The following is an 862-nucleotide window of genomic DNA, read 5'->3' as shown; positions in this document are numbered from 1 at the left end:
GAAGGCCCGCTTCGGCGGGATGGATGTCTCCGAGGCTCGGCGACTGAAGGCTCTGGAGGACGAGAACACGCGGCTGAAGCGGCTTCTGGCCGACGCCATGCTCGACAATGCCGCATTGAAGGATCTTGTGGGAAAGAAATGGTGACGCCCGCGGCCAAGCGGAAAGCTGTCGCTCGCCTGAAGGAAGGCTTCGGGATGAGCGAACGGCGGGCGTGTAAAGCCATCGGCTGTTGCCGCATGACGGTTCGCTACGAGACCAGCAGGCCGAACGACCGCGAGCTTCGCGAGCGGATGAAGGCGATCGCGCAGGAGCGTCGCCGGTTCGGCTACCGGCGTCTTCTCGTGATGCTGAGGCGGGAGGGCCTGGTCGTGAACCACAAGAAGCTGTTCCGGCTCTATCGGGAGGAGAAGCTCGCCGTTCGCCGCCGTGGCGGCCGCAAACGGGCGATCGGGACCAGGGCGCCGATGGTGGTGCCGCTGAGGCCCGACGAGCGCTGGTCGCTCGACTTCGTATCGGACCAGCTCACAGACGGGCGCCGCTTCCGCATCCTGGCCGTCGTCGACGACTGCACGAGAGAGTGCCTGGCACTCATCATTGATACGTCTCTCTCGGGCATGCGGGTTGCCCGCGAATTGGACCGGCTCATCACCGAGCGCGGCCGGCCGAGAATGATCGTCAGCGACAATGGCAGCGAGTTCACCTCGAACGCCATCCTCTCCTGGGCGGATCAGAACCGCGTCGAATGGCATTACATTGCGCCCGGCAAGCCGATGCAGAATGGCTTCATCGAGAGCTTCAACGGCCGACTACGCGATGAACTGCTCAACGAGACGCTGTTTACTTCGCTGGCTCAGGCACGCG

1 pseudogene is annotated in these 862 nt (G+C 64.0%); it reads left to right on the top strand.

The window, feature by feature from the left end:
- Positions 1 to 862 (top strand): annotated as a pseudogene (locus NKH99_RS32635) (IS3 family transposase); the annotation flags it as partial.

It is taken from the genome of Mesorhizobium sp. M0854 (assembly GCF_040319815.1).
GTDB lineage: Bacteria > Pseudomonadota > Alphaproteobacteria > Rhizobiales > Rhizobiaceae > Mesorhizobium.
Note: the sequence above shows the minus strand (reverse complement) of the source record. Positions and strands in the feature narration are given on the sequence as shown.